Source organism: Flavobacterium sp. (assembly GCF_028712645.1).
GTDB lineage: Bacteria > Bacteroidota > Bacteroidia > Flavobacteriales > Flavobacteriaceae > Flavobacterium.
Window position 1 is genome coordinate 1 of the sequence record NZ_JAQTPQ010000343.1, and the last position, 3,024, is coordinate 3,024.

The 3,024-nt window shown below is 34.1% G+C and carries 5 protein-coding genes; 1 reads left to right on the forward strand and 4 read right to left on the reverse strand.

Going from position 1 to position 3,024, the window contains the following annotated elements:
- Positions 1-953 (forward strand): serine hydrolase (locus tag PHC28_RS17530; RefSeq protein ID WP_300103565.1); only part of this gene is annotated, 953 nt, incomplete at its 5' end.
- Positions 954-1,133: 180 nt separating this feature from the next.
- Here PHC28_RS17530 and ftsY read toward each other — a convergent pair.
- The 4 genes from ftsY to rpmB all read right to left on the reverse strand — a co-directional run bounded on the left by ftsY (position 1,134) and on the right by rpmB (position 2,852).
- Positions 1,134-2,087, reverse strand: coding sequence for a signal recognition particle-docking protein FtsY (gene ftsY / locus PHC28_RS17535; RefSeq protein ID WP_300103569.1), 954 nt, complete (start codon positions 2,085-2,087; stop codon positions 1,134-1,136).
- A gap of 121 nt (positions 2,088-2,208) precedes the next feature.
- Complete coding sequence (locus tag PHC28_RS17540; protein ID WP_066310049.1) at positions 2,209-2,361, reverse strand: DUF4295 domain-containing protein; 153 nt, start codon at positions 2,359-2,361, stop codon at positions 2,209-2,211.
- A gap of 42 nt (positions 2,362-2,403) precedes the next feature.
- Positions 2,404-2,592 (reverse strand): 50S ribosomal protein L33, encoded by a 189-nt coding sequence (rpmG, locus tag PHC28_RS17545; protein WP_194310820.1) that lies wholly within the window; start codon positions 2,590-2,592, stop codon positions 2,404-2,406.
- Positions 2,593-2,615: 23 nt separating this feature from the next.
- Positions 2,616-2,852, reverse strand: a complete 237-nt coding sequence (rpmB, locus tag PHC28_RS17550) for a 50S ribosomal protein L28 (RefSeq protein WP_103806174.1) — start codon at positions 2,850-2,852, stop codon at positions 2,616-2,618.
- Positions 2,853-3,024: the final 172 nt, after the last annotated feature.

The following is a 3,024-nucleotide window of genomic DNA, read 5'->3' on the forward strand; positions in this document are numbered from 1 at the left end:
ATAATTGGGAAACCAAATCGATTGCAGATTTAGGATGGAAGCAATCTGAAGTCCAACCGCTTCTAGATTATTTAGCACTCAAAAACTCCAAAGGCTTCATCATTCTTGTTAACGGCAGAATAGTTATGGAAAATTATTTCAACGGACATTCTGCCTCAACTCCTTGGTATTGGGCAAGTGCCGGAAAAACCTTGACCTCAACTATGACTGGAATAGCACAACAAGAAGGCATATTAAATATCAATAATAAGGTTTCAGATTATATTGGAACCGGATGGACTAGTTTGCCTTTGTCCAAAGAAAACTTGATAACTAATAAACATTTGCTCTCAATGACTTCTGGCCTTGAAGATATTACCAATGGTGACGCGGTAGATCCAGCAAGTTTAACCTACAAAGCTGATGCAGGAACTCGCTGGGCATATCACAATGTATATGTAAAATTACAAGATGTGATTGCACAAGCCTCTGGACAAACTTGGATAAACTATTTCAATACAAAATTGAGAGATAAAATAGGAATGACAGGAACTTGGATACAAGTTGATAATAACAGTGTTTACTGGAGTACTACTCGGAGTATGGCACGTTTTGGTTTACTGATGCTCAACAAAGGGAAATGGGAAAATAATGTAATATTGAATGAAGCTTTTTTTAACGAAGCTACAAATACATCACAAAATATCAATTTAGGTTATGGCTATTTGTGGTGGCTAAACGGAAAGTCAAGTTACCATCTTCCGCAAACTCAATTTCAATTTAATGGAAGTCTTATTCCCTCCGGGCCAAATGATATGTTTATGGCTTTAGGTAAAAATGATCAAAAAATTTATGTTATTCCAAGCAAAAAAATGGTGGTCATTCGAATGGGAGATGCAGCCGACAATGTTAATTTGGCTTTATCTGATTTTGACGATGTGCTATGGCAAAAAATCAGTGCTTTGTATCAGTAAATTTATCGTTCGCTACGTCCTTTAAAAAACCCAAGTATAAAAAAAATTGCACCTATTAATAATAGAATGTAATATAGAATTAAATTTTTGTCTCGTATAATATTACATAAAACAAATGCTATAATACTTGCAAAATACAAGTGAATCGGTTTGATATTCTTATAAAAATTCATTGTGCTATTATTTGAAAAAACTATCTACAAATTCATATTTATTGAAGACTTGTAAATCCTCAATTCCTTCTCCAACACCAATGTATTTTACAGGAATTTTAAATTGATCCGAAATTCCAATTACAACACCACCTTTTGCAGTTCCGTCAAGTTTTGTGACAGCAAGCGAGGTTACTTCGGTGGCAACGGTAAATTGTTTGGCTTGTTCGAATGCATTTTGTCCAGTTGAACCATCTAGAACTAACAATACGTCGTGCGGGGCATCAGCAACCACTTTTTGCATTACGCGTTTTACTTTTGTCAACTCATTCATCAAGTTGATTTTATTGTGCAAACGACCTGCTGTATCAATAATTACGATATCAGCATTTTGAGCAACTGCAGATTGCAAGGTATCAAAAGCGACTGAAGCTGGATCACTACCCATATTTTGTCTTACAATAGGAACTCCAACTCTGTCAGCCCAAATTTGCAATTGATCAATTGCTGCCGCACGAAAAGTATCGGCTGCACCAAGAACCACTTTAAATCCTGCTTTTTTGAATTGGAAAGCCAATTTTCCAATGGTGGTAGTTTTTCCAACTCCATTCACTCCCACAACCATCAAAACGTAAGGTTTGCTATTTATTGGAATTACAAATTCGGTGGCTTCGCCAGCATCGATTTCCGAAAGCAACCCTGCAATTTCTTCTCGAAGGATTTGGTTGAGTTCGTCTGTTCCAAGGAATTTGTCTTCGGCTACGCGTTTTTCTATTCGGGTGATAATTTTTAAAGTCGTGTTGACTCCTACGTCTGAAGAAACGAGGATTTCTTCCAAATTGTCTAACACCTCATCATCAACCTTTGATTTGCCTGCAACAGCCTTGGTTAACTTTGAAAAGAAATTTGTTTTTGATTTTTCAAGACCTTTGTCTAAGGTTTGCTTTTTCTCTGAAGAAAATATTTTTTTAAAAAAACTCATTTTATATATAGTATTAAGAAAAAAATTAGTCTAAAATAATAATATTTTTTCTAACGGTAAATATAGAAAATAAAAAAGCTACTTCCGAATGAAAGTAGCTTTTCTATAAATGCTTTGAGAATTATTTCTTTTTCAAAAATTCATCAACTGCCTCAGGAGCCATAATAGATTCTACGAATGTATATGCGCCAGTTTTTGGAGATTTCACCATTTTGATGGCTTTTGACAATCTCTTAGAAGCTGTTTGTAACGATGCTACGGTTTTCTTTGCCATGACTTATAATGTGTTATTTGAAACTTTAAATAAAGTTTCTAATTATTTAATTTCTTTATGAACAGTTACACGTTTCAAGATTGGATTAAATTTTTTAATCTCTAATCTGTCTGGAGTATTTTTTTTGTTCTTAGTTGTTATGTATCTTGAAGTTCCTGCAACACCTGATGTTTTGTGTTCCGTACACTCTAAAATTACTTGGATTCTATTACCCTTACTTTTCTTTGCCATCTTGATATATATTTAGGAATGGATTATTTAATAAATCCGCCTGCTTGAGCTTTTTTCAAAACTGCAGCGATTCCATTTTTGTTAATTGTTTTTACCGTAGATGCTGCTACTCTTAGAGTAATCCATCTGTCTTCTTCTGGAAGATAAAAACGCTTTTTAACTAAGTTTACAGAAAATTTTCTCTTAGTTTTATTCATAGCGTGAGAAACGTTATTTCCTACCATCGCTCTTTTACCCGTAAGGTCACAAACTCTTGACATTATTGTTATCTTTTATCGTTATTCAAAATCAGGGTGCAAAGAAAAGAAAAATAAACGGATGAAGCAAAAAATTAAAGCACATTTTTTAAAATTTCTTTCCGCAACATTTCTAGGCTCTTTATCACCGTTCTATCTATCACTTTTTCACGGGGTTGACCAAAATTAAACTCTT

Excerpts from the sequence above, each read along its gene's own strand:
- ftsY (WP_300103569.1), bottom strand. The coding sequence starts at position 2,087 with ATGAGTTTTTTTAAAAAAATATTTTCTTCAGAGAAAAAGCAAACCTTA.
- PHC28_RS17540 (WP_066310049.1), bottom strand. The coding sequence starts at position 2,361 with ATGGCAAAGAAAACCGTAGCATCGTTACAAACAGCTTCTAAGAGATTG.
- rpmG (WP_194310820.1), bottom strand. The coding sequence starts at position 2,592 with ATGGCAAAGAAAAGTAAGGGTAATAGAATCCAAGTAATTTTAGAGTGT.
- rpmB (WP_103806174.1), bottom strand. The coding sequence starts at position 2,852 with ATGTCAAGAGTTTGTGACCTTACGGGTAAAAGAGCGATGGTAGGAAAT.